Below are 23295 nucleotides of genomic sequence, written 5' to 3'. Positions count from 1 at the left end.
ATTCCGGCATTGCTGCCGGCGCACTCCATCAAGTGCCCACACTTATCGGCTGTTAGTTGTTAAAGAACCGTCATTCTGTCTGCTTCGGCGCCTGAGGGGCCGGGGCTGGGAAGCGTTGTGTTCGTCAGCAGCAGAGAGATGAGATTATGCGGCGTTTTGCTTTTGACGTCAAGGCCTATTGGTATCTGTCCAGATTTGTTTGCTCAAATCAACAAAGTTGATAAAAAACAAACTGCGTGCCGTCACAGGCATTACTATCAAGCCATAAAAAAAGCCCGCCGAAGCGGGCGAATCGGAAAAACAAAACAACACCGGCATGTTATTTCTTAAAAGAAATCATGTCAATAATAAATAGTGCAACAAAGAAAAAGGACTCCGCTGGAGTCCTTTTTCTTTGAACGCCTGAAAGGCGTTTCATAGTAAATGCTTACGCGCCGAAATACAGGTCGTTGACGTCGCCTGCGTGGCGGGTCTGCGATGCGCGGGCTGCTTCAGCGCGCACTTGCTCGCGGCTCTGGGTGCTGCCTGCGAACTGGGTGTCCTGGCCGTCATGCTGGCGCTGGACCACGTTGCCTTGTGCATAAGCCTGTGCCAGTTCCTGGCGCACTTGTGCGCGGGTCAGAGCAGGCTTGAAGCCGGCATCCGGTGCAACGAATTCGGTTTGCTGCGCGAAAGAAGAGCCTGCAGCAGCGAAAAGGGCGACGGTAGCGATAATGTTCTTGATGTTCATGTGTTTCTCCAATTAGGTAGTTGACTCTCGGGCTCGGCGGTCAAGGCAAGAGTGCTGCCCGTCGGGTCCTGCCTCGTTGAGTCGCACGTGCTTGTGTGCTCATCGATGGGACGCATCTTACCGACGCCGGTCCTGACAATAAACTATGCAAACGGAAATAGACTGTTGCAGAAATTGGATGTAATTGGATGCTGCACGGCGTCGAAATCTATGTTAGTTTATCGGACTTATACGATACAAAGTTCTGGAGATCCCGATGGATGGTTCGGTTTTAGGCGAAATGCCTCAGGCTGCATCGCTGCCTGACATAGATACGGACGCGATACACAAGGCGCTTGCCAATCCGACGCGCCGCCAGATCCTGGTGTGGCTGAAGGACCCTGCGCAATATTTCTCGAGCCAGGAATATCCGCTGGACCTGGGCGTCTGCGCCGGGCTGATCGACCAGCAGGCCGGACTTTCCCAATCGACCATTTCGGCGCATCTGGCGACGCTGCAGCGGGCAGGACTGATTACATCGCGCCGTGTCGGCCAATGGATTTTCTTCAAGCGCAATGAAGCGGTGATCGCCCGTTTCATTGCACAACTTAACAATGGGCTGTAAGGCCTTCACCAAGGAGCTTCAATGAGCAAACTTTTCGATCCGATCCGCGTAGGCGACCTCGAATTACCCAACCGCGTCATCATGGCGCCGCTGACCCGTTCGCGGGCCGTCGGCGGCGACCGGGTCCCCAATGCGCTGATGGCGCAATATTATGTGCAGCGCGCGTCCGCCGGCCTGATCCTGTCCGAGGCGACCGCAGTGACGCCGCAGGGCGTGGGTTATGCCGATACCCCCGGCATATGGTCTGACGCGCAGGTCGCCGGCTGGAAGCTGGTGACCGATGCGGTGCATGCGGCGGGCGGCCGGATCTTCCTGCAGCTGTGGCATGTTGGCCGGATCTCCGACCCGGAATTCCTCGACGGCGAAGCGCCGGTTGCGCCGAGCGCAATCCCCGCCGCCGGCCACGTGAGCCTGCTGCGTCCGAAGCGCGCCTACCCGACGCCGCGCGCACTCGATACCGAGGAAATCCCGGGCATCGTCGCGGCTTACCGGAAGGGCGCCGAGAACGCCAAGCTGGCCGGATTCGACGGCGTGGAAATCCATGGCGCGAATGGCTACCTGCTCGACCAGTTCCTGCAGGACAAAACCAACAAGCGCACCGACGCCTACGGCGGTTCGCTGGAAAACCGGGCAAGGCTGATGCTGGAAGTGACCGATGCCTGCATCGAGGTCTGGGGCGCCTCGCGCGTCGGCATGCACCTGGCGCCGCGCGGCGATGCGCATGACATGGGCGACTCCAACCCGGCGGAGACCTTCGGCTATCTGGCGACCGAACTCGGCAAGCGCGGCATCGCGTTCATCTGCGCCCGCGAGGCGCTGGGTCCGAACCGGCTCGGCCCGCAGCTGAAGAAAGCCTTCGGCGGCGTCTATATCGCGAATGAAAAATTGACCCGCGACAGCGCGGAACAAGTCATCGCGTCCGGCGAAGCGGATGCTGTCGCGTTCGGCCAGCTGTTCATTGCGAACCCGGACCTGCCGAAACGCCTGGAACTGGATGCGCCGCTGAACGCGCCGCAGCCGGAGACGTTTTACCATCCGGGCGCGGAAGGCTACGTCGACTACCCGGCGCTGGCCTGACCGGCGCCAGGGCCGGCCTGGTTTCCCGCTAGTCTGGCTCTGAAACGCGCGCCTGTCCCTGGGTCAGGTCGCGCAGTGCCTCCCGCGCCGCCGGCTGTTCGGCCGCGGGCAGGCGTATGTCCAACAACACGCTCGCGCCATGGCTGCTGCATTTCAGCAGATAGCCGTGCTGTGCGATCCAGCGCCGCACTTTCGCTTCGGCGCCGTAATCCACCTCCACCTTCAGAATGACCTGCGCCACGTATTCGATGCGCTGCGCTTCTTTCAGCGCGGTGGCGATTGCATCGGTGTAGGCCCGCACCAGGCCGCCGGCGCCCAGCTTGACGCCGCCGAAATAGCGCACCACCGCGCCCAGCACATTGTCCAGTTCATGATGGCGCAGCACTTCCATGATGGGGCGGCCGGCCGTGCCCGACGGCTCGCCGTCGTCCGACATGCCCGAATGCCCGCCGGCCAGCAGGGCCCAGCAGACATGGGTGGCGCCGGCATGCTCGGCACGCAGCGCGGACAGGACTTGCTGCGCCGCGTCGCGCCCGGCGACAGGCAGGGCGAGGGCGATGAACCGGCTCTTGCGGCATTCGATGTCGGCGTGGACCGGCTGCGCCAGGGTGTAGACAGGCAATCGATTCTTCCTTTGCGGAGCAGCGGCTATCGGCAGCGGCCGATGGCAGCGGCTATTGCTATTATATGCGCAGCGTTTTTCCACCTTATTCCGCCATGACTCCTGAAGTGCTGCAATTGCTGGTCAGCCGTGAAATGCCTTACGGTAAATACAAGGGCCGGCTGCTGGCCGACTTGCCGGGCCATTACCTGGGCTGGATGGCCCGCGAGGGTTTTCCGAAGGGCGAGCTTGGCAGCCTGCTGGCGCTGATGTACGAACTCGACCATAACGCGCTGCGCGACCTGCTTGCGCCGCTGCGCGGCCGGCGGCCCCTGATGGCGGAAAAGCCATGACGCTGCACACATGGTGGCTGTTTGTGATGATGAGCTTCGTCGTCTGCGGCACGCCCGGGCCGAACATGCTGATGGTGATGAGCAGCAGCGCGCGCCATGGCGTGCGGCCGGCGCTGGCTGCGATGGCGGGCTGCATGACGGCATTGATGGCGATGATGTGCATTTCCGCCGCCGGCCTCGGCGCGCTGCTGCAGGCATTTCCGGCGGTATTCGATGCGCTGCGGTGGATCGGAGCCGCCTATCTCGTCTATCTCGGCATCAAGAGCTGGCGTGCGCCGGTTGAAGCCAGCCTGGAGCAGGCGCCGGTCGCGGCCGTATCGCCCGGCGCGCTGTTCCGGCGCGGCTTCCTGGTCGCGGGCAGCAACCCCAAGGCGATCCTGTTTGCGGCGGCGTTCCTGCCGCAGTTCATTGCGCCGTCGGCGGCCTGGCTGCCGCAATTCGCCATACTGGTCGTCACCTTCGCCTTCATCGAGGGCGGCTGGTACATGGCTTATGCGATGGGCGGCAAGCGCATTGCGCTGCACCTGCGTCAGGCGCGCACGCTGCGGCTGTTCAACCGCCTGACGGGCGGCGCGTTCGTCGGCTTCGGCGCATTGATGGCGGCGCTGCGGCATTGAAGGACGCAGCCGGCCCCGGCCCAACGGAGAACTGCATGGAACACGATCGATACGACCTGCAACGATTCCTCGATGCGCAAGCGCCGGTCATGCCGCGCGTCGAAGCGGAACTGCGCGCCGGGCGCAAGTCCAGCCACTGGATGTGGTTCGTCTTTCCGCAAATGCGCGGCCTGGGGCACAGCGCGATGGCGGAGCGCTACGGCATTGCGTCGATGGACGAAGCGCGGGCTTATCTTGCCCACCCGGTGCTGGGCGAGCGCTTGCGGCATTGCTGCGGCCTGGTGCTGGCGGTGCAGGGCAGCGGCGCGCATGACATATTCGGCAGTCCCGACGACAGCAAGTTCAGGTCCTGCCTGACGCTGTTCGGCCGGGCCGCGCCGGATGAGCCGGTGTTTGCCGACTGCCTGCGCAAGTACTGCAAGGGCGTCGAAGATCCGGCGACGCTGGCCTTGCTGAAGCAGGGCGTCTAGAGCCAGTTGACCCGCTCGAACTTGCGGTAGAAGGCTTCCGGCATCGGCACCACCTTGCGCGTCTTGTAATTGAAGAACACGAAACCGGACTTGGCCATGGCCACGAGCGCCTGGTCGCGCGGCCGGGTGATGCGGAACGTGATGTCGCCGCCGTAGGTATTGAAGTCCATGACGCCGGCTTCGAACAGCAGCTGGTCCCGCGCATGGGCTTCGGTGCGGTAGGTCGTGGCGAGGTCGGTGACGATGGTGCCTATGTCCTGTTCCAGCGCCTGTTCGAGGCCGAAGTCGAACATGAAGCGCGCCCGCGCCTCGGAAATCATCGAGATCATCGAGTCGTTGCCGAGGTGGTTGGCGCCGTTGATGTCGGTGACCCGCACGGTGAGCTGGGTCGCGTAGTAATACTGGTCTTCGGGGAATTCGAGTTGAAGGCGTGCCATGGAGATGTCTTGATCGGAAATGCGGCGCACGCTGCGCCAGCCGGGATTGTACCGGCTGGGCTGGCGCGCATGCCGCAGATCAGCGCCGCGAGGACAGCACGATGCCGCCGACCACCAGCAGGAATGCCGCCGCATGGTAAAGATGCGGCAGCTCGCCCAGGAAGGCCGACGACAGCAGTGCGGCGAACAGCGGCGTCAGGTTGTTGAAGAAAGCGGCGGTATTCGGGCCGACCCGCTGCACGCCGGTTCCCCAGCAGCGCAGCGCAATGACCGCCGGCCCGATGCCGACGTACAGCAGCGCCGCGGCCAGCGGCCAGCTCCAGTGGATGCGCGCATCGGTCAGCATCCATTCGCCGCCGGCAAACAGGCCGGACCATGCGAGGCCGAACACCACCTGCGCCATCAGGAAGGCGGACCAGTCGTGCCGCAGCTTCTGCGCATCGCCGGGCAGGGTCAGCAGCCAGCTGTAGAGCGACCAGGCTATCGTGGCAAGCATCATCAGCAGGTCGCCGGCGACCAGCCTCAGTCCCAGCAGCTGCCGCCATTCGCCGCGCGACAGCACCACCAGCACGCCGGCAATGGACAGCACGGCGCCCAGCATCTGGCGCGGCTTCACCTGCACCTTGAAATACAGCCAGCCTATCAGCAGCATCCAGACCGGCATGCTGGCGCCGACCAGCGTGACATTGATGGGGGTCGAGGTCTTGAGCGCCAGGTACTGCAAGGCGTTGTACAGGCCGATGCCGAACAGCCCCAGCCACGAATAGCGGCGCCAGGCGCGCCACATGCCGCTGTCGGGCTTCAGCACCCAGCCGGCCAGCGGCAGCAGGACGACGAACGCGACGATCCAGCGGATGAAGTTCATCATCACCGGCGGCACCATGCCCTGCACCATGCGGCCGACAACGGCATTGCTTGCCCAGAGCAGCGGCGGGAGGACGAGAAGCAGGATGGTGGACGGGGTCAGGCGGCTGGTCATGGGAGGTCGTGCGGCGGCGGGACGGATGGCGAGCCGGGATTGTAATACCTATCCCGTGCCCCGATGGGGCCGTTGAGACGAATGGGACCGGCGGATTATCCCGACCGGCGAAGCGCGGCGGGCGCCGACGGTTGATTCACAACGAATACGGCGCCTCAGGCGCCCAGCGCGTCGAGCTGCGCGACCGTGTCCGGCGCGCCCATGCTGGCCGCCAGCTCCTTCGCGCTCAGCCCCTTCGCATTGCGCGCATGCGGGTCGGCGCCGTGGGCCAGCATCAGTTCCAGGATGCCGGTGCGGTTGAACATCGCGGCCATCATCAGCGCGGTGCGGCCGTCGGGCGCGGCGCCGTCGACCCGCGCGCCATGGGCGAGAAGCAGTTCGGCGATTTCGCGGTAGTCCTTGAAGGCGGCCGCGGCGAGCGGCAGCTGGCCGTTGTCGTTATAGATCTCCGTGTCGGCGCCGTGCTGGAGCAGCACCCGGGCCGCGTCCGCATGACCGTGGTAGCAGGCCAGCATCAGCAGCGTGTCGCCTTTTTCGTTGCGCAGGTTGGCCGGCACGCCGAGGTCGAGCAGGCGGGCCAGCGCGTCGGCGTCGCCGCTGCGCGCAAGGTTGAACATTTCCTTCAGATGCTGCTGCAATTCGGCGTTGCGGTCGGGGCTGGCGGATTGGTCTGACATGGGGCATCCAGGGACGGGTTGATGGCGCGCTGTGGGCGCTGCGTATTTGGACTATGATACCGGCTTGAAATCCTCCCTCCATGCATTTCCGCAATGACTGACACTTCCCCTGAACTGCCCGCGTCCGACGACGGGAAAATCGAAGAACCGCGCCTGTGGCGCGACAATGGCTGGACCGCCCGCGTGATCAAGAATGACGATGACGAAGGCTGGGCGGTCGCCATGTTCAAGGACGGCGAGGTGGAACCCGCGCTGGTCGGGCCCTGGACCATGGGCCGCGACAAGAAGAATCCCAAGCCGCTGGACACCGCCGCCTTCAACACCCTGGTCAAGACTGCGTCCGAAGTGCTGCGCCGGCACGAGCAGCACATGCACGCGATGCTGCACAAGAGCGTGTTCGTCAATGCCGACGCCGGGCGCATCGAGGTCGTGCTCGACATCGTGCCGGACGAGGACGACCCGTATGCGACTCTGTCGGCGCGCGACGAGTACGGCGAGCAGCTTGCCGCGGTGCGGGTTGCGCCGAACTTCAAGCTGACCCCGTCCAGCGCTTCCGCCTGGATAGAAGGCGGCTTCCGCCGCCCGACCTGACCCGGCAAGCCCGAACCTTTTCCCGTGAACCCGATCACGCCAGCTGCGCCGCCGCCGCGCTACACGGTGGCCGTCAGGGCGCTGTGCGAGTTCACCGCCAAGGCCGGCGACCTCGACCTGCGGTTCACGCCGTCGCCGACCGCGCTGGAAGGCATCGCCGGCCATGCCGTCGTGGCGTCGCGGCGGGCGGCGCCGTATGAATCCGAGGTCAGCCTTTCCGGCGAACACGGGCAGCTGCTGGTGCGCGGCAGGGCGGACGGCTACGACCCGGCGGCCAACCGGCTCGAAGAGGTCAAGACCTACCGCGGCGAACTCGACGCGATGCCGGACAACCACCGCCACCTGCACTGGGCGCAGGTGCGCATCTACGGCTGGCTGCTGTGCCAGGCGCGCGGCCTGGACGACGTGGAGCTGGCGCTGGTGTATTTCGATATTGGCAGCCAGCGCGAGACCATGCTGACCGAGAAGCGCGATGCGGCCTGGCTGCAGGCGTATTTCGAGGACCAGTGCTCGCGGTTCCAGGCCTGGGCCGAGCAGGAGCTCGCGCATCGCGCGGCGCGCGACGCCGCGCTGCTGGCGCTGCCGTTTCCGCATGCCGAATTCCGGCCGGGGCAGCGCCACCTGGCCGCCTCGGTGTACCGCACCGCCCGCGACGGCGGCTGCCTGATGGCGCAGGCGCCGACCGGCATAGGCAAGACCGTGGGCACGCTGTTTCCGCTGCTGAAGGCCTGTCCCGGCCAGGCGCTCGACAAGGTGTTCTTCCTGGCGGCCAAGACCTCGGGCCGGGCGCTGGCGCTGGATGCGCTGGCGCAGATCGGCCGCGCCGGCCCGCCGCCGCTGCGCACGCTGGAACTGGTGGCGCGGGACAAGGCCTGCGAGCACCCGGACAAGGCCTGCCACGGCGCTTCCTGTCCGCTGGCGCAGGGCTTCTACGACCGGCTGCCGGCAGCGCGCAGCGCCGCGGTCCAGGCGGGGGTGCTGGACCAGCAGGGCTTGCGGACGGTGGCGCTGGCGCACCAGGTCTGCCCGTATTACCTGAGCATGGAGCTGGCGCGCTGGTGCGACGTGATCATCGGCGACTATAACTATTACTTCGACCTGTCGGCGATGCTGTTCGGGCTGACGCTGTCGAACCAGTGGCGCGTCGCGGTGCTGGTGGACGAGGCGCACAACATGGTCGAGCGCGCCCGCAAGATGTATAGCGCCGAACTCGACCAGCATGACCTGAAAGCCCTGCGCCGCTGCGCGCCGCCGCCGCTGAAAAAGCCGCTGGACAAGCTGAACCGCGCCTGGAACGCGCTCTGGCGCGACCAGGCGGACACGTACCAGGTGCACGAGAACCTGCCGGATGCGCTGGTCCATGCGCTGCAGCAGGCCGGCACCAGCATGACCGACTACCTGACCGAACACCCGACCGAGGTGCATGAGCAGCTGCAGCGCTTCTATTTCGACGTGCTGCATTTCGGCCGGGTCGCGGAGCTGTTCGGATCCCATTCGCTGTTCGACGTGACGCTGGACGCCGGCGGCCGCGGGGCCAGGCTATGCCTGCGCAACGTCGTGCCGGCGCCGTTCCTGAAGCCCCGGCTGGCCGCGGCCCAGGCCACCGCGATGTTCTCGGCCACGCTCAACCCGCGGCCCTTCTACACCGACATGCTGGGGCTGGACGAGAAGACGGTCTGGGTCGATGTCGAGTCGCCGTTCGACGCCGGCCAGCTGGCGGTGCAGGTGGTCAGCCATATCTCGACCCGCTACCGGCAGCGCGAACAGTCGGCCGCGCCGATCGCCGACCTGGTGGCGCGCCAGTATGCGCGGCAGCCGGGCAACTACCTGGCTTTCTTCAGCAGCTTCGATTACCTGCGCCAGGTCGCGGCGCTGCTGGCCGAGCGGCATCCGGAGATCCCGTTCTGGGAACAGTCGCGCGGCATGGAGGAGGGCGCGCGTAACGCCTTTCTGTCGCGCTTCACGGTGGACAGCTGCGGCATCGGCTTCGCGGTGCTGGGCGGCGCATTCGGCGAAGGCATCGACCTGCCCGGACGGCGGCTGATCGGCGCCTTTATCGCGACCCTCGGCCTGCCGCAGATCAACCCGGTCAACGAGCAGATGCGCGAACGCATGCAGCAGACCTTCGGCGCCGGCTACGACTACACCTACCTGTATCCCGGGCTGCAGAAGGTCGTGCAGGCCGCCGGCCGCGTGATCCGCACGCGCGACGACCGCGGCGTGGTCTACCTGATCGACGACCGCTACGTGCGCGGCGAAGTGCGCAGGCTGCTGCCGGAATGGTGGGACGTGAAGCGGCTGCGCGACGCTCCCGGCGCACAGCCGCCGGGACGGTAAGCGCGTGTCGCCGGACAAGAACAACATGACAACCATGCTGCGGAGACCATAGGAACACCATGCGACAAACCACTCTGAGCGGCCGCGACCTGCTGGCTGCGGGCCTGATCGTGCTGATCTGGGGCACCAACTTCGTGGCGATGAAGATCGGGCTGCGCAGTTTCACGCCGTTCCAGCTGGGCGCGGCCCGCTACCTGTTCGCGATGCTGCCGCTGATCCTGCTGGTGCGGGCGCCGCGGCTGCACTGGAAATGGCTGCTGCTGTACGGGATGTGCCAGGGCGTCGGCCAGTTCGGGCTGCTGTTCCTGTCGCTGCGCATCGGCATGACGGCGGCGCTGGCGTCGGTGCTGCTGCAGACCCAGCTGTTCTTTACCGCGCTGTTCAGCTTCATCGTGCTGGCGGAGAAACCCGGCAAGCCGCTCCTGGCCGGCCTCGGGCTGGCGGCGCTGGGACTGTGCTGCTTTGCGATGAATTACCTGCTGCCGGCCGCCGGCGCCGCCGCGGCCACCACGGCGCTCGGCTTTGCGCTGTGCCTGGCGGCGGCGTCGATGTGGGCCGCCTCCAACATCGTGGTGCGCCTGGTCCAGCGTGCCGCGCCGGAATTCGACGCGCTGAGCTTCCTGGTCTGGTGCAGCGCAGTCCCGGTGCTGCCATTCGTCGGCCTGTCGCTGCTGTTCGACGCGCCGGAAACCCGCTGGCAATGGACTGCGGCGCCGTGGCAGGGCTGGGTCGCGGTGGCCTATCTGGGCTGGGTCGCGACGATCTTCGGCTACACGATGTGGACCAGCCTGATCAAGCGCCACGGCGCCAACCGGATCGCGCCGTTTAGCCTGGGCGTGCCGGTGGTCGGGCTGTCTAGCGGCATGCTGTTCCTGGGCGAGGCGATCACCGGATGGCAATGGGCGGGCATCGCGCTGATCGTCGCGGCGCTGGCCTGCGTGCTGTTCGGCGGCCGGCTGGCGCGGCCGGCGCGGGCGCAGGAGCCGGCGCGCTAGGAACGCTGCGCGGCGCGGCTGCCATGCGGCTGCGCCTAGCCGGCGGTGAACCTGTCGCGCATGACCTGCAGCTGCCCTTGCGAAATCAGGTGGCCGTGCGCGGCGGCCTTGGACAGCCACATCAGGCCGAGGTGATCGTCGGGCGCCACGCCGTTGCCATCGAGGTGGCAGCGCGCCAGCCAGTGCATCGCATCGGCGTAATCCTGGCGGGCCGCCAGTTCCAGCCAGTAGATCGCGCCGCGGGTCTTGCCGCTGGCGAGGAAGATCAGCGCAAGGTCGTTTTGCGCGGCCGGGTCGCCCCGGTCGGCCTGCTGCACCAGCAGCAGGTCCTCGGACGCCAGCGGGATGGCGATGTGCGGCTTGATGGATTCCAGGTGCACCATGGACTTGCCATTGCCGCCGGTTTCCATTTCCCGTTTCACCGAGCCGTCGGCAAACCGCCGCCAGAACGTCCGCTCGCTCCATTCGGTCAGGGTGATTGCTGCTGCAAGGCTGATCAGTTCCACTATCCGTTTCCTACGCTGCGCCAGGTCCTGGCGGGTTGGCGGCCGGTGCCAGCATCGGGTGGCAGCGCATCTTGCGGTGCCAAATCGCCTGGCAGGCCATTTCTCTCCGCCATCTTTCCATGCCCGGCACGGAAAAACCATCGTTTTGCTGAATTTCTAATGAGAAACGTTGCTGGCACGCATGTTGCTGTAGAGAAACCAGCTTCAACAGGTTTCGTTACTCAACTTCTCTACTCCAGGATGGACAATATGAAATTCGCTCAATACAAGCAGCAAGCACAGAAGGGTTTCACCCTTATCGAATTGATGATCGTTGTCGCGATTATCGGTATTTTGGCGGCTGTAGCCTTACCGGCTTATCAAGATTACACAGTTCGTGGTCGCGTATCTGAACTAGCTATTCTCGGTTCTTCCATGAAAGCCACGGTAACCGAAAATATTGCTAATAACGGTGGCACCATTGCTGCAGGTGCTTGTAAGGGCGTTACCAACTTGGCAACGGCAACAGATAATACCCTCTCAAGCAACTGCACCGACACCACAGGTGTCATTTTGGTGACTGGTACGTCTAAAGCTAAGAGCGTTCCCCTTACCTTGACCCCGACGGTTAATACTGATGGCACCGTTGCATGGAAATGCACGACGACTACCGCCTTGTTCAAATATGCTCCTGCAGAATGCCGCAATGCAATAGCTTCAGGAACACCATAATTAAGAAATTTATGAATTAAGGCATCCTTGGGTGCCTTTTTGCATTCAGCCTTATAAATTAATAGATGATCTATATCCAAGCCGCTCCCGCCGCCTCGCAATCACCCCCAGCAACGCCATCCCCGCCTCAAAGTTTTCCACCACCGTCACCCGCCCGCCGCCCTGGCCATTCCGCGTGCTGCCCCAGCTTCGCGTAACAGTCCACTGGTCGAACAGGTCGCGGTCCAGCACCGCCGTATAGAACCGCGTGTGCCAGGTGAACCGGTAGCTGACCGGTCCCGGCGCGGCAGCGGCTTCAGGCAACTCCGCCATGCCGGCGGCACACCCGCGCAATATGTTTCGAGCCGTCGCGGCAGCGAACCAGCACGCGGCGCTTTTTCGCCTGCTCGGACTCGTGCAACTGGCGCTCGTTGAATTGCATCGCCCGCGGGTTCTTGGGCTTGGCGCTGCCGGAGTCGAAATGGACCTGGGCCTGCGCGGTCGAGGCGAGCAGCAGCAGGGCGGCGAGACTGACGATTTTTTTCATGGTGGTTATTGATAGTCCAGTGATTGAAGGGTGGCCGGCAATGCCGCCTCGGCACGGGTGGAAACGTTCCATTTTATTGCCGTATGCCACGATTGCAAACTATCGCACACGTGTGCGCAGGATGGGAAAGCGTTTCAAACGGGCAAATGCTGTATGTTAATACAGGCGGTCCCGCCATCCCACCTTTCACCGGAATGCGTGTGCGCAATTGGCCACAGTGGGAATCTCGTTATCCTGAATCGGCACGGTTTGCTTCGAGGAGAACACCGATGAAGAGAATACGCAGCGCCGCCGCGGCCATCGTCGCAGCGGCGGGATTGCTGGCGATGCCTGCCGCCCAGGCGCATGAACTGAGCCTGAACGAATGCTCGGAAGGCAGCGATTTCATCCGCAACGCGGCGCTGGCGCGGGATGAGGGCATGCCGGAACGCCAGTTCATCGCGCAGTTCCAGGCCGATGTCCAGGCGCTGCAGCGGCTGCCGGCCGAACTGCGCTGGTTCGTGCAGGACAAGGATGACGAGCGGTTCCTGCTGTCGGCGGTGCTGGAAGTGTTCCGCAAGCCCAAGCCGGCCACCGTCCACCAGGCGCAGTTCGCAATGGCCTGCGTGCGGCTGATCGAGGAAGCGCCCGGCGCCGGTCTGCGGACTTGAGTCCCGGCCCGGCTTCAGGCGGCGCGCTTCTGCGGCAGGTCGAACACCAGGCAGGTCGTGGTGCCGTGCGCATACAGCTTGCCGGCGGCATCCACCAGCCGGGCCTCGGCGGTGGCGACCTGGCCGCCGACATGGATGACGCGGCCCTCGGCGCGGACCAGGCCGACCTTGCTGTTGAGCGCGCGCAGCATGTTGACCTTCAGTTCCAGCGTCGTGTAGCTCTTCCCGGCGGGCAGCGCGGTATGCACCGAGCAGCCGAGCGCCGAGTCGAGCAGCGTGGCGAACCAGCCGCCGTGCACGCTGCCCAGCGGATTGTAGTGCCGCTCCAGCGGCCGGCCCTGGAACACGGCGCGGCCATGCTCGACTTCGACCAGCGTGAAGTCCATCGTCCCGGAGATCGGCGGCGCCGGCAGCGCGCCGCTGATCAGCGCGCGCATGATGTCCAGCCCGCTCTTTCCCGCCACCTGTTCGAGGCTGGCGACGCCGAAGCGCCGGTCGCTTTCGGGCCGCCCGGCATACAGCGCCTCTTCCTGGCGCTCCCATGCGGCCAGTGTTTCCTGTGCATCCATGCTATCTCCTGCTGGTTGAAACCTCGTCATTGGACGGCCGCTGCGGGTCGCAGCACCGGCGCTTCACGGATCGGCAGGTTGACCAGCGCGGCAGCCAGCGCCAGCGCGATGTCGACGTACCACATCCAGTTGTAATTACCGAACTTCACGAAGGCCAGGCCGCCTAGCCAGGCGCCGAAAAAGCCGCCGACCTGGTGCGACAGCAGCGTCAGCCCGAACAGCGTGGCGAGATAGCGCACGCCGAACAGCTTGGCGACCAGGCCGGCGGTGGGCGGCACGGTGGCCAGCCAGGTGAAGCCGAGCGCCGCCGCGAACACGTAGAAGGTCATCGCGGTCTTGGGCGCGGCGAGGTAGACCAGGATGATGACGGCGCGGCTGGCGTACATCAGCGCCAGCAGCGACTTCATCCGGTAGCGCGAGGCCAGCATGCCGGCCGACAGGCTGCCGGCGATATTGAACAGCCCGATCAGCGCCAGCGCCGCGGCGGAGACGCTGGCCGGCAGCCCGCACAGGCCGACCTCGCCGGGCAGGTGCGTGACCAGGAAGGCGATATGGAAGCCGCAGGTGAAGAAGCCGGCATGCAGGCACAGGTAGCTGCGGTCGCGCAGCGCCAGCCGCAGCTGCGCGCCCAGGCCCGGGCCGGCCGGCGCAGCGGCCGCATGCGGCCTGGGCGGCGTGCGCAGCGGCCAGGCCAGCGGGATGGTGAGCAGGGCGCTGGCGGCGATCGACAGCATGGCGGCTACCCAGCCGGCGCTGCTGATGACGGCCTGCACCGCCGGCGCGAAAACGAACTGGCCGAACGAGCCGCCGGCATTGATGAAGCCGGACGCGAACGCGCGCCGCTCGGCCGGCAGGCGCTGCGAGGCGGCGCCGATCAGGATGGAAAAGCTGCCGGCGCCCGCGCCGGCGGCGGACAGCACGCCCATCGACAGCAGCAGGCCGGCCTGGCTGTGCATGAAGGGCGTGAGCGCGGTGCCGGCGGCCAGCATCAGCGCGCCGAGGATGATGACCCGCATCGAGCCGTAACGGTCCGCCACCGCGCCAAAGATCGGCTGCGCGACGCCCCACATCAGCTGTCCGACGGCCAGCGCCAGGCTGATCGACGCGATGCCCAGCCCGGTGGCGGTGTTGAGCGGCGACAGGAACAGGCCCATGGTCTGCCGCGCGCCCATGGTCAGCATCATGATGGCGGCGGCGGCCAGCATCAGCGCCCAGGCGGCGCGCGAGCTATGCGCCGAAGCGGCGTTCGTGTCAGTTGCGCTCATTGCTGCCCTCCTGTCTGGTAGTGGATGAAACGGATGTCCCGGCCGCCGCGATCGCCTGGCGCACCGCTTCCAAAACCTCGGCGGCCAGCATGCTGCGGCCGAATGCGCGCGCCAGCACGATGGCGCCGACCATCTGCGCCATCAGCGGCAGCGCCCGGCTGCGGCGCTCGGCCGCGTCGGCGCCCGGCATGAAGCCGGCCAGCGCATCGACCAGGCGCTCGAGCTGGGCGGCGAATGCCGAGCGCACCGGCTCGGCCTGGCGCGCCAGTTCGGGGCCGAGCGCGGCGATGGCGCAGCCGCTGCCGGGCGCGTCGATATGGCGCTGCGACAGGTAGGCGTCGACCAGGCGCTCCAGGCCTTCCATGCCGCGGTTTTCCAGCGTGGCTTGCCAGCGGTTCGCGGTCTGCATCAGCGCATGGGCCGCGGCTTCGGCCGCCAGCGCCTCCTTCGAGGCGAAGTGGCCGTAGAAGCCGCCATGGGTCATGCCGGCTTCCTGCATCACGTCGGCCACGCTGACGCCGTCGAAGCCGCGCTCGCGAAAGCGCCGGGCCGCGATGTCGAGCAGGCGCTGGCGGTTGACCGCCATCTGTTCGCGCGTCACCTTCATGGGAAAACCCGTTTAATTATGATAGCCATCATGATAAACCCGTTTTTTCACTCTGCGCCAGCTTTTTCCGCTGCCGGCCAACGACGAACGCATGGGGAGCGCCGATTCAGGGAACCAGCCCCGGGATGCAGCGTCTACCCGGTTCTTAAAGCAACGTGCTCCGCCCATTCGACATCGCCGGCGCCACAGCAGGAAGGAGCCTGCGGATATGAACAAGACTGACGAAACAGCGACATTGCGTCATACGCTGCAGGCGGAGGTCGGCGACAAGGCGCGGCTGCCGCTGCCGGCGCGGCTGCAATGGCTGGCCACCGTGCAGTCGAGGCTGGCCGGCGCGGACGACGAAGCCCATGCGCTCGACATCGCGCGCGACGCCGCGTGGCGGCTCGGACAGGCGCATGCGATCCTGCTGTTCCGCAGCAACCGCACGCCATGCCGGCTCCTGCCTACCGCGGGCGGCGACCTGCCTTGCCCCGAACTGCACGGGCTGGCCGCCCAGGCCCTGGCCGACGGCCAGGTGATCCTGGTCAACCGCGATGCCGGCGACGGCGCCGGCGCCGCGCTGTCGGACCCGGTGCGCAGCCTGCTGCTGGTGCCCGCCGGCCGCGGCGCGTCGCGCGCGGTCGGCATCTGCTGGTACCGCGCCTGCCCGGTCGACGAGGACAACCGCACGCTGCTGGAGATCCTGTGCCGGGCGATCGCGGCGGCGCTGGAGCAGCTCGACGTCGTCACGCACCGGCGCATGGACGACCAGCGCTTCCGCGTGCTGGTCGAAGGCGTCGCCCAGGCGATCTGGGAGGCCGGGCTGGACGGCGCGGTGTCGACCGATTCGCCGACCTGGCGCGCCTGGACCGGGCAGAGCCTGGACCAGATGATGGGCCAGGGCTGGATGGAAGCGATCCACCCGGACGACCGCGCCGAGTTCGAAAGCCGCTGGAACGACATCCGCCAGCGCCGGCTGCCTTCCGACCTGGCGTTCCGCCTGCGGCGCGCCGACGACAGCTGGAGCTGGACCGACATGCGGACCGCGCCGCTGTTCAATGACGACGGCAGCGTGCAGAAGTGGGTCTGCATGAACATGGACATCACCGACCGCAAGTGCGCCGAGGAAGTGCTGCATCGCAGCGAGACCCGGTTCCGGGCGCTGGCCGAGGCGTCGCCGGCGCTGATCTGGCAGCTCGACCCGGCCGGCAACGTGGTCTACCTCAATCCCCGCTATGCCGAGCTGACCGGCCGCTCCAAGCAGTCGCTGATGCATGCCGGCTGGCGCAGCCTGCTGCACCCGGACGACGCGCCGGTCTACCTGGCCGCGCTGGCCGAGGCGCGCAGCCTGCGCCGGCGCTTCCAGTGCCGGGCCAGGGTGCGCGACTGCAAGGGCCAGTGGAGCTGGCTGGAGTCTTACGGCATGCCCTTCTTTGCCGCCCAGGGCGGCTATGCCGGCCATGTCTGCATGTCGATCGACATCAGCGAGTCGATGGCGTCGGAAAAGGCGCTGCGCGACGCCGACCGCCGCAAGGACGAGTTCCTGGCCACGCTCGCGCATGAGCTGCGCAATCCGCTGGCGCCGCTGTGCAGCGCGATGCCGATGATGGGCCGGCCCGGCGGCTCCCGCCTGGCCGACCGGCTGCAGCAGATGATGTCCCGCCAGCTCGACTACATCGTGCGCTTGGTGGACGACCTGATGGATATCTCCCGCATCACCCGCGGCCGGATCGCGCTGCGCTGCGCGCCGACCCTGCTGTCCGACGTGCTGCAGGGCGCGGTGGAAACCAGCATGCCGCTGATCGAGAATGCGCATCACAGGCTTAACCGCAGCGCAGTCGCCGACAGCATCGTGCTCGACGCCGACGCGGTGCGCCTGACCCAGGTCTTTGCCAATCTGCTCAACAACGCCGCCCGCTACACCAGCCCCGGCGGCCAGATCTGGCTGCATGCTTACGAGGAGGAAAATATGGCCATTGTGTCAGTGCGTGACAACGGAATAGGCATCTCGCCGCAGATGCTGCCGCGGGTGTTCGACATCTTTTCGCAGGAGCGGGAAGCGGCCAGCCAGCGCCAGGGCGGGCTGGGCATAGGCCTCACGCTGGTGGCCAACCTGGTGCGCATGCACGGCGGCAGCGTCGAGGCCAAAAGCGCCGGGCTGGGGCTGGGCAGCGAATTCATCGTGCGGCTGCCGCAGGCGCCGAAGATGGCGCCGCCGGCCGAGGACGACCAGGCCGGCGGCGGCACGGCCGGCGAGGACGCCAACCAGCGGGTGCTGGTGGTGGACGACAACCGCGACGCTGCCGAAACGCTGTCGATGCTGCTGGAATTCATGGGCAACAAGGAAGTGAAGGTCGCCAACGACGGCCTGAGCGCGCTGGCCGAGATGGAAAGCTTCCGGCCGGACGTGGTGCTGCTCGACATCGGCATGCCGGGCATGGATGGCAATGAAGTGGCGCGCCGCATCCGCCAGCAGCCGCAGTTCGCCGGCACCCGGCTGGTGGCGCTGACCGGCTGGGGGCAGGACGAGGACCGCCGCCGGACGCAGGAAAGCGGCTTCGACCATCACCTGACCAAGCCGGTGGACCTGGCGGCGCTGCAGACGCTGCTGGCGAATCTCTGAAAACGGCCGGCCAGCCCGCCGGCGCGCCAGCTTCCTTTCTCCATCGCTGATTAAATAGCCTGCCTGCGCGGGGCCGGCGCATTGCGCCTGTCCGCCGGCAGCCGCCGCACGGTCGCCGCCCGTACGTTTCGTACGGGCGAAAACCGAGGGCGGCTGCCTCGCTCCACCCTCGTCCATCGACATGCATTTACTTTTCATGCTAATATTTCGCATGCAAACTAAATGGCGATGCAATGGATAGCCTGGATCATGAATTGATGCGACTGACGATGTCGCTGACCGCGATATCGCGCGCCTACAAGGCGGTGGCCGACCAGGTGGCGTCCGGCTTCGGGCTGTCGCAGGCGACCGCCTGGCCGGTGGTGATGATCGCCCGCCTCGGCGGCGGCGTGCGCCCCGGCGCGCTGGCCGATGCGCTCGGGCTGGAGCCGTCCTCGCTGGTGCGCGTGATCGACCAGCTGATCGCCTCCGGCCTGGTCGAGCGGCGCGACGACGCCAGCGACCGCCGCGCCCGTACGCTGCACCTGAGTCCCCAGGGCCAGGCGCTTGCAAGCCAGCTCGAGGAGGCGCTGGTGCCGTTCCGGCGCACCCTGTTCGAGCGCTGTTCGCGGCAGGACATTGCCGCATGCGGCAGGGTGCTCGACGCGCTCTCCAGCGCCATCGACGACTATTCGGATGCGGCAGGAAGTCGCCAGTCCCCTTGAATCCGCCGAGCCGCGCCGAGCTGCTGTTCTCGGCCAAGTCCTTCGCCGCCGCGATGCTGGCGCTCTACCTGGCGCTGTCGATCGGCCTGCCGCGCCCGTTCTGGGCAATGCTGACCGCCTACGTGGTGTCCAGCCCGCTGTCCGGCGCGGTCCGCTCGAAGGCCGTCTACCGCGTCGGCGGCACGCTGCTGGGCTCGATGGCGACGGTGCTGATGGTGCCGGGCCTGGCGAATTCGCCCGAGCTGCTGACGCTGGCGCTGGCTTGCTGGGTCGGCCTGTGCCTCTATATCTCGCTGCATGACCGCACCCCGCGTTCGTATGTCTTCATGCTGGCCGGTTATACCGCCGCGCTGATCGGCTTTCCGGCGGTGGGCGCGCCCGGCACCGTGTTCGACGTGGCGCTGGCGCGGGTCGAGGAAATCACGCTGGGCATCGTCTGCGCGACGCTGATCCACAGCATCGTGCTGCCGCAGAGCCTGGCGCCGTCGCTGCTGGCGCGGCTGGACCGCGCGCTGGGCGACGCCCGCCGCTGGCTGCGCGATGCGCTCGGCGCCGGCAGCGACGCGCGCGAGCGGCGCAGCCTGGCCGGCGACATCACGGAGCTGCGGCTGATGGCGACCCACCTGCCGTTCGACACGTCCAACCTGCGCTGGACCGGCAGCACGCTGCATGCGCTGCAAGACAAGCTGGCGCTGATGATGCCGCTCCTGGCCGGCGTGGAAGACCGGCTGCGCGCATTGCGCGAAGCACCGGGCGACGACCTGTCGCTGCGCTGGCGCGCGGTGCTGGACCGGGTCGTGGCCTGGAACGAGGCCGGCGCGCGCGATGCCGCCGCAGCCGCCGCGCTGCATGCGCAGATCGATGCGCTGCGGCCGGCGCTGGACGCGTCCTCGTCCTGGACCGACGTGCTGCAGGTGAACCTGGCGGGCCGGCTGGATGCGCTGCTGCGGCTGTGCGGCGACTGCGCGGCGCTGCGGGCCGCGATCGACGCCAGCCTGCACGGCGCGCAGCCGCCGGCCGGGCAGGCGCGCGGCAGGTCGGCCCGGGTGCTGCACCGCGACTCCGGCATGGCGCTGCTGTCGGCGGTCGCGGCCATCATCGCCATCGTCTGCTGCAGCGCGTTCTGGATCTTCACGGCATGGCCGGCCGGTTCGGCCGCGCCGATGATGGCGGCGGTGTTCTGCTGCTTCTTCGCGACCCAGGACGACCCGGTGCCGGGCATCAGGACCTTCTTCAATTACACGGTGGCCTCGATTCCGATCTCGGCCTTCTACATGCTGGCGGTGATGCCGGCGGTGCACAGCTTCGAAATGCTGATCCTGGTGCTGGCGCCCTGCTTCCTGGCGCTGGGCGTGTTCGTCGCCCGGCCCGCCACCGGCGGACGGGCGATGGCGATGCTGTTCGGCGTGGCCGGCATGCTGAGCATGCAGGACACCGGCACGATGGACCTGGTGTCCTTCATCAACAGCATGCTGGCGCAGCTGGCCGGCATCGGCGCCGCCGCGGTGTTCACGCGGCTGCTGCGCTCGGTCAGCGCCGACTGGACTGCGCGCCGGCTGCTGCGCGCGGGCTGGCGCGAGCTGGGCAGCCTGGCCAGCAGCCGCCGTCCGCCGTCGGTCGAGACGGTGTCGGCCCGGATGGTCGACCGGATCGGCATGCTGACGCCGCGCCTGGCGATGGCGCCGCAGGCGGAGCGGCAGGACGGCTCGGGCCTGGACGCGCTGCATGCATTCGGCGACCTGCGCATCGGCCTGAACATTGCCCAGCTGCGGCAGCTCGCGCCGCAGCTGGGCCGGCAGCAGGCCGGCCTGTCCAGCCTGATGCGCGAACTGGCCGCGAGCTTCCGGGCGCGCGAGCAGGGCAGCGCCGAGGGTAAAGCCGGCATGGGCCTGCTGCGGCGGCTGGACGCGGCCTTGCGCGAAGTCTGCGCCGCCGCGCCCGGCGCTGCCCAGCGCGACGCCGCCGCGGCGCTGGCCGGCATCCGGCGCGGCATGTTTCCCGACGCGCAGCCTTACCGCGCGCATTTGCAGGAGGAGATTGGATGATCGGCGAAGTCAGCCTGTATGGCATTTACGTTCCCTGGCTGCTGCTGCTGGCGCTGCTGGCGCTGGCGCTGTCGCGCGGCCTGAGCTACCTGCTGGCCCGCGCCGGCTTCTACCGGCTGGTGTGGCATCCGGCGCTTTTCGATTTGGCGATGTTCGTCGTCGTGCTGGGCGCGCTCAGCCGCTTTTTTCCAGAATGGACATGAGGTCAACATGAAATTTTCCCTGCCGGCCATGGGCCGGATCACCGTCACGCTGCTGGCGGTCGCCGCAGCGATCGCGGTCGGCGCCAGCCTGTGGCAGCGCTACGAAGTCGAGCCGTGGACGCGCGACGGCCGCGTCAAGGCCAACATCATCCAGGTGGCGCCCGACGTCACCGGCCAGCTGACCCGCGTCCATGTCCATGACAACCAGCAGGTCGCAGCCGGCGAGGTGCTGTTCGAGATCGACCGCGCCCGCTTCGAGCTGGCGCTGCGCCAGGCCGACGCGTCGCTGCAGGCGCAGCGCACCGCGCTTTCGCAGGCGCAGGTCGAGGCGCGCCGCAACCGCGAACTGCGCGACCTGGTGTCGCAGGAAAGCGCGGAGCAGGGGCAGGCGCGGGTCGAGCAGCTGCGCGCAGCCGTGCAGCAGGCCGAAGTGGCGCGCGACGTCGCCCGGCTCAACCTCGACCGCACCCGGGTCACGGCCAGCACCGACGGCATCGTCACCAACCTCGACCTGCAGGCCGGCGCCTATGTGAGCGCCGGGCACCCGGTGCTGGCGCTGGTGGACCGCGCATCGTTCTATGTCGAAGGCTATTTCGAGGAAACCAAGCTGCCGGGCATCGCCGTGGGCGACGCGGCCACGGTGTCGCTGATGGGCACCCGGGCGCCGATCGCCGGCCATGTCGAGAGCTTCGCCCAAGGCATCGCCGACCGCGACCGCAACACCGGCGCCAACCTGCTGCCGAACGTGAACCCGACCTTCAACTGGGTGCGGCTGGCCCAGCGCATACCGGTGCGGATCGCGCTGGACCGCGTGCCGGACGGCATGCGGCTGGTGGCGGGCCAGACGGTGACGGTGGAAGTGCATCACGGCGCGCAGAAACGGGTGGCGGCGCGATGAAACCCACCGTCCTGCGAACAGGTCGTCGTGCGATGAAGCGGACCGTCCTGCGCACGGGCGCCGCGGCGCTGCTCGCGGCGCTGGCCGCCTGCGGCACGGTCGGCCCCGACTACCGGGTGCCGGACCAGGCGGCGGTGCGCAGCGCCGGCGCCGCCGCGCCCTTCGACGGCGCCGCCGAGGCCGCGTTCAGCGCCGCGCCGCTGCCGCCGCACTGGTGGCGGCTGTACCAGGACCCGGCGCTCGACGCGCTGGTGGAGAGGGCGCTGGCCGCCAATACCGACCTGCGCGTGGCCGCCGCCAACCTGGCCCGCGCCCGCTCGGTGGAGGAGGAAACCGCGGCCGCCGGACGGCCGGCGCTGGGCCTGAATGCCGCGCCCGCCTATGGCCGCTCGTCCGCCGCCGCCCGCGGCCTGGCGCAGCCGCTGGACAACGCCGGCTCGTACGACGCCGGCGCCACCGTGTCCTACCAGGTCGACCTGTTCGGCAAGATCGCGCGCGCGATCGAGGCGGCGGACGCCGACACCGGCGCCGCGCTTGCCGCCTACGACCTGGCGCGGGTGAACGTGGCCGCCGGCACCGTCCGGGCCTATGCCGACGCCTGCTCGTCGGCCGCGCAGATCCGGGTCGCGCAGCGCTCGCTCGACCTGCAGCGCGAATTCGCCGGACTGACCGGCCGCCGCATCCGCGCCGGCCGCGGCAGCGCGCTCGACGCCAGCCGCGCCGAAGCGCAGGTCGAGCAGCTGCGCGCCGGGCTGCCGCTGCTGCTGGCGCAGCAGCGCAGCGCGCAGCTCAGGCTGGCCGCGCTGGTGGGCGAGACGCCGGCTGCCTTGCCCGCCGTGGCCTGCAGCGCGATGCCGCGCCTGGCCAACCCGGTGCCGGTCGGCGACGGCGCGGCGCTGCTGCGGCGCCGGCCCGACATCCGCCAGGCCGAGCGCGGGCTGGCCGGCGCGACCGCGCGGATCGGCGTGGCGACCGCCGACCTGTACCCGAGCATTTCGCTGGGCCTGTCGGCCGGCGGCGCCGGCGCGCTGTCGAGCTTCGGCGCGGGCAACACCTGGCGCTGGAGCCTGGGTCCGCTGATCTCATGGTCCATCCCCATCAACGGCGGCGCGCAGGCCCGCATCGCCGAAGCGCGCGCGGCGAATGACGCGGCGCTGGCGCGCTTCGACGGCACGGTGCTCAACGCGCTGCGCGAGACCGAGACCGCGCTGACCGTCTATGCCCGCGAACTCGACCGCAATGCCGCGCTGCAGGCGGCGCGCGACCAGAGTGCGCTGGCCGCGCAGCAGGCCGGCACGCTGTACCGCTATGGCCGCACCGACTTCCTGACCACGCTGGACGCGCAGCGCTCGCTGGCCTCGGCCGAAAGCGCATTGACCGCCAGCGACGCCCAGGTCGCAGCCGACCAGGTCGCGCTGTTCATGGCCCTGGGCGGCGGCTGGGAGCAGCCGGCCGCAAACGCCGGTCCACCCATCCCGTCCATGCCGTCCATTACCTCCACCCCCTCCACCCAACCCACTGAAACAAGGAAGTAGCAT

Annotated in this window: 28 protein-coding genes; 16 read left to right on the top strand and 12 right to left on the bottom strand. The window is 67.6% G+C overall.

Going from position 1 to position 23295, the window contains the following annotated elements:
* Nucleotides 1-427 precede the first annotated feature (427 nt).
* Nucleotides 428-730 (bottom strand): DUF4148 domain-containing protein, encoded by a 303-nt coding sequence (locus tag QOL82_RS14685; protein WP_283443027.1) that lies wholly within the window; start codon nt 728-730, stop codon nt 428-430.
* 280 nt (nt 731-1010) lie between these two features.
* Between QOL82_RS14685 and QOL82_RS14680 the strand changes: the two genes are divergently transcribed.
* Nucleotides 1011-1334, top strand: a complete 324-nt coding sequence (locus QOL82_RS14680) for an ArsR/SmtB family transcription factor (RefSeq protein ID WP_283443026.1) — start codon at nt 1011-1013, stop codon at nt 1332-1334.
* Between the two features lie 21 nt (nt 1335-1355).
* Nucleotides 1356-2411: an alkene reductase gene (locus tag QOL82_RS14675; RefSeq protein WP_283443025.1), complete on the top strand. Its 1056-nt coding sequence runs from the start codon at nt 1356-1358 to the stop codon at nt 2409-2411.
* Nucleotides 2412-2439: 28 nt separating this feature from the next.
* Here the strand turns inward: QOL82_RS14675 and QOL82_RS14670 are convergent, their stop codons facing one another.
* Complete coding sequence (locus tag QOL82_RS14670) at nt 2440-3033, bottom strand: IMPACT family protein (RefSeq protein ID WP_283443024.1); 594 nt, start codon at nt 3031-3033, stop codon at nt 2440-2442.
* 95 nt (nt 3034-3128) lie between these two features.
* Between QOL82_RS14670 and QOL82_RS14665 the strand changes: the two genes are divergently transcribed.
* The 3 genes from QOL82_RS14665 to QOL82_RS14655 are packed head-to-tail and all read left to right on the top strand — an operon-like array spanning nt 3129 to nt 4452.
* On the top strand, nt 3129-3365 hold the full coding sequence (locus QOL82_RS14665) for a DUF3820 family protein (protein WP_283443023.1): 237 nt from the start codon (nt 3129-3131) through the stop codon (nt 3363-3365).
* Nucleotides 3362-3982: a LysE family translocator gene (locus QOL82_RS14660; RefSeq protein WP_283443022.1), complete on the top strand. Its 621-nt coding sequence runs from the start codon at nt 3362-3364 to the stop codon at nt 3980-3982. The genes QOL82_RS14665 and QOL82_RS14660 overlap by 4 nt, the downstream gene beginning before the upstream one ends.
* Before the next feature lie 35 nt (nt 3983-4017).
* Nucleotides 4018-4452, top strand: coding sequence for a DUF1810 domain-containing protein (locus QOL82_RS14655; protein ID WP_283443021.1), 435 nt, complete (start codon nt 4018-4020; stop codon nt 4450-4452).
* Here QOL82_RS14655 and QOL82_RS14650 read toward each other — a convergent pair.
* The 3 genes from QOL82_RS14650 to QOL82_RS14640 form a co-directional block, all read right to left on the bottom strand.
* Complete coding sequence (locus QOL82_RS14650; RefSeq protein WP_283443020.1) at nt 4449-4889, bottom strand: thioesterase family protein; 441 nt, start codon at nt 4887-4889, stop codon at nt 4449-4451. The genes QOL82_RS14655 and QOL82_RS14650 overlap by 4 nt on opposite strands.
* A 79-nt stretch (nt 4890-4968) precedes the next feature.
* Nucleotides 4969-5868 carry a DMT family transporter gene (locus QOL82_RS14645; protein WP_283443019.1) on the bottom strand — a complete coding sequence of 300 codons (900 nt, stop codon included), beginning with the start codon at nt 5866-5868 and terminating at the stop codon, nt 4969-4971.
* Nucleotides 5869-6023: 155 nt separating this feature from the next.
* Entirely contained in the window at nt 6024-6545 is a 522-nt protein-coding gene (locus QOL82_RS14640) for an ankyrin repeat domain-containing protein (protein WP_283443018.1), read from the bottom strand.
* A 93-nt stretch (nt 6546-6638) separates the two neighbouring features.
* On the opposite strand from QOL82_RS14640, the gene QOL82_RS14635 reads away from it, so the two are divergent.
* From QOL82_RS14635 to QOL82_RS14625, 3 genes are read left to right on the top strand one after another with little or no spacing between them, the layout of a single operon-like run.
* The gene (locus QOL82_RS14635) at nt 6639-7136 is read left to right on the top strand and encodes a hypothetical protein (RefSeq protein WP_283443017.1); all 498 of its coding nucleotides are present in this window, start codon (nt 6639-6641) and stop codon (nt 7134-7136) included.
* Between the two features lie 24 nt (nt 7137-7160).
* Complete coding sequence (locus QOL82_RS14630) at nt 7161-9473, top strand: ATP-dependent DNA helicase (protein ID WP_283443016.1); 2313 nt, start codon at nt 7161-7163, stop codon at nt 9471-9473.
* 59 nt (nt 9474-9532) lie between these two features.
* Complete coding sequence (locus tag QOL82_RS14625; protein ID WP_283443015.1) at nt 9533-10468, top strand: EamA family transporter; 936 nt, start codon at nt 9533-9535, stop codon at nt 10466-10468.
* 35 nt (nt 10469-10503) lie between these two features.
* Here QOL82_RS14625 and QOL82_RS14620 read toward each other — a convergent pair whose 3' ends face one another.
* Both QOL82_RS14620 and QOL82_RS14615 read right to left on the bottom strand, forming a co-directional pair.
* On the bottom strand, nt 10504-10974 hold the full coding sequence (locus QOL82_RS14620; protein WP_283443014.1) for a tetratricopeptide repeat protein: 471 nt from the start codon (nt 10972-10974) through the stop codon (nt 10504-10506).
* A gap of 10 nt (nt 10975-10984) precedes the next feature.
* Nucleotides 10985-11182: a hypothetical protein gene (locus QOL82_RS14615; RefSeq protein ID WP_283443038.1), complete on the bottom strand. Its 198-nt coding sequence runs from the start codon at nt 11180-11182 to the stop codon at nt 10985-10987.
* A 41-nt stretch (nt 11183-11223) separates the two neighbouring features.
* Here QOL82_RS14615 and QOL82_RS14610 point away from each other — a divergent pair, with 41 nt between their 5' ends.
* A complete protein-coding gene (locus tag QOL82_RS14610) occupies nt 11224-11685 on the top strand; it encodes a pilin (protein ID WP_430438485.1) in 462 nt (153 codons plus the stop codon).
* Nucleotides 11686-11736: 51 nt separating this feature from the next.
* On the opposite strand, the gene QOL82_RS14605 is transcribed toward QOL82_RS14610, so the two are convergent.
* Nucleotides 11737-11997 (bottom strand): hypothetical protein, encoded by a 261-nt coding sequence (locus QOL82_RS14605; protein ID WP_283443013.1) that lies wholly within the window; start codon nt 11995-11997, stop codon nt 11737-11739.
* Nucleotides 11981-12283 (bottom strand): hypothetical protein, encoded by a 303-nt coding sequence (locus QOL82_RS14600; protein ID WP_283443012.1) that lies wholly within the window; start codon nt 12281-12283, stop codon nt 11981-11983. The genes QOL82_RS14605 and QOL82_RS14600 overlap by 17 nt, the downstream gene beginning before the upstream one ends.
* 197 nt (nt 12284-12480) lie before the next feature.
* On the opposite strand from QOL82_RS14600, the gene QOL82_RS14595 reads away from it, so the two are divergent.
* Nucleotides 12481-12861 carry a hypothetical protein gene (locus QOL82_RS14595; protein WP_283443011.1) on the top strand — a complete coding sequence of 127 codons (381 nt, stop codon included), beginning with the start codon at nt 12481-12483 and terminating at the stop codon, nt 12859-12861.
* 14 nt (nt 12862-12875) lie between these two features.
* Here QOL82_RS14595 and QOL82_RS14590 read toward each other — a convergent pair whose 3' ends face one another.
* Genes QOL82_RS14590 through QOL82_RS14580 form a run of 3 tightly spaced genes read right to left on the bottom strand, consistent with a single transcriptional unit; the run spans nt 12876 to nt 15302 of the window.
* Nucleotides 12876-13430: a PaaI family thioesterase gene (locus tag QOL82_RS14590; RefSeq protein WP_283443010.1), complete on the bottom strand. Its 555-nt coding sequence runs from the start codon at nt 13428-13430 to the stop codon at nt 12876-12878.
* Between the two features lie 26 nt (nt 13431-13456).
* Nucleotides 13457-14695, bottom strand: a complete 1239-nt coding sequence (locus tag QOL82_RS14585) for an MFS transporter (protein WP_283443009.1) — start codon at nt 14693-14695, stop codon at nt 13457-13459.
* Nucleotides 14682-15302 carry a TetR/AcrR family transcriptional regulator gene (locus QOL82_RS14580; protein ID WP_283443008.1) on the bottom strand — a complete coding sequence of 207 codons (621 nt, stop codon included), beginning with the start codon at nt 15300-15302 and terminating at the stop codon, nt 14682-14684. The genes QOL82_RS14585 and QOL82_RS14580 overlap by 14 nt, the downstream gene beginning before the upstream one ends.
* A 208-nt stretch (nt 15303-15510) precedes the next feature.
* Here QOL82_RS14580 and QOL82_RS14575 point away from each other — a divergent pair, with 208 nt between their 5' ends.
* The 6 genes from QOL82_RS14575 (at nt 15511) to QOL82_RS14550 (ending at nt 23292) form a co-directional block, all read left to right on the top strand.
* Nucleotides 15511-17907, top strand: a complete 2397-nt coding sequence (locus QOL82_RS14575; RefSeq protein WP_283443007.1) for a hybrid sensor histidine kinase/response regulator — start codon at nt 15511-15513, stop codon at nt 17905-17907.
* Nucleotides 17908-18140: 233 nt separating this feature from the next.
* Nucleotides 18141-18611: a MarR family winged helix-turn-helix transcriptional regulator gene (locus QOL82_RS14570; protein WP_283443006.1), complete on the top strand. Its 471-nt coding sequence runs from the start codon at nt 18141-18143 to the stop codon at nt 18609-18611.
* Nucleotides 18608-20656, top strand: coding sequence for an FUSC family protein (locus QOL82_RS14565; protein ID WP_283443005.1), 2049 nt, complete (start codon nt 18608-18610; stop codon nt 20654-20656). The genes QOL82_RS14570 and QOL82_RS14565 overlap by 4 nt, the downstream gene beginning before the upstream one ends.
* Nucleotides 20653-20859, top strand: coding sequence for a DUF1656 domain-containing protein (locus QOL82_RS14560; protein WP_283443004.1), 207 nt, complete (start codon nt 20653-20655; stop codon nt 20857-20859). The genes QOL82_RS14565 and QOL82_RS14560 overlap by 4 nt, the downstream gene beginning before the upstream one ends.
* A gap of 7 nt (nt 20860-20866) precedes the next feature.
* Nucleotides 20867-21757 carry an efflux RND transporter periplasmic adaptor subunit gene (locus tag QOL82_RS14555; RefSeq protein ID WP_283443003.1) on the top strand — a complete coding sequence of 297 codons (891 nt, stop codon included), beginning with the start codon at nt 20867-20869 and terminating at the stop codon, nt 21755-21757.
* Nucleotides 21758-21789: 32 nt separating this feature from the next.
* Nucleotides 21790-23292 carry an efflux transporter outer membrane subunit gene (locus tag QOL82_RS14550; protein WP_283443036.1) on the top strand — a complete coding sequence of 501 codons (1503 nt, stop codon included), beginning with the start codon at nt 21790-21792 and terminating at the stop codon, nt 23290-23292.
* The last annotated feature ends 3 nt before the right edge of the window (nt 23293-23295 follow it).

This window comes from Noviherbaspirillum suwonense (genome assembly GCF_900182955.1).
Classification (GTDB): Bacteria; Pseudomonadota; Gammaproteobacteria; order Burkholderiales; family Burkholderiaceae_D; genus Noviherbaspirillum_A; species Noviherbaspirillum_A suwonense.
The sequence above is the reverse complement of the archived record's forward strand: the minus strand, read 5'-3'. Positions and strand labels throughout refer to the sequence as shown.